This is a genomic window from Flavivirga algicola (genome assembly GCF_012910715.1).
Taxonomy (GTDB): domain Bacteria; phylum Bacteroidota; class Bacteroidia; order Flavobacteriales; family Flavobacteriaceae; genus Flavivirga; species Flavivirga algicola.
Window position 1 is genome coordinate 1 of sequence record NZ_JABBHF010000027.1, and the last position, 677, is coordinate 677.

At 32.5% G+C, this 677-nt stretch carries 1 protein-coding gene; it reads left to right on the top strand.

The features are described from left to right. Positions 1-155 precede the first annotated feature (155 nt). Complete coding sequence (locus HHX25_RS21060; protein WP_169677390.1) at positions 156-443, top strand: YciI family protein; 288 nt, start codon at positions 156-158, stop codon at positions 441-443. Positions 444-677 lie beyond the last annotated feature (234 nt).

The following is a 677-nucleotide window of genomic DNA, read 5'->3' on the forward strand; positions in this document are numbered from 1 at the left end:
TTCCTATCGGAAAATCCTCGCACTTTTGCTATCTTCGTTTCTTAATCTGAAAATCCTGGCGGATTTTCACGCAACAAATCATACATCGAACGTTGTGTGTCATACCACAACAAACTTAATAATAACTAAAAACTGAATTGAAAAACAAATAATAAATGTTCATTATAAATCTGACATACAAAACGGAACTGGAAAAAGTTGACCAACATTTAAACGAACATATCGAATTTCTAAATGAACAATATGAATTGGGAAATTTTCTCGCTTCTGGACGAAAAATCCCAAGAACTGGTGGAATAATATTGTCTAAAGTTGAAAACAAATCGGAATTAGAAAAAATTATTAAAAAAGACCCCTTTAAGACAAATGAGTTAGCCGATTATGAATTGACTGAATTTATACCGAGTAAGACTTGTGACGAACTGAAATTTTTAATGGAATAAATAAGTACGAACACACAACAATGTATAAAAATAATTGCTCAATTTTGGGCTTAACCAAGAGTAGTTACAAGTTACTACGTCTGATTTTCCTGCGGAAAATGCTGGCACGTAAACCCGCAACTATTCTTATACGATACCATTATGGAGCATTAGCCTATCCGTAAAATTATCTCCTTACTTTCTGACATCTTTTCGTCTTTTCTCAACCAATAAATGGACATAAAAATCAAAAGC

Coding starts and splice junctions, on each gene's coding strand:
- HHX25_RS21060 (WP_169677390.1), top strand. CDS start 156: ATGTTCATTATAAATCTGACATACAAAACGGAACTGGAAAAAGTTGAC.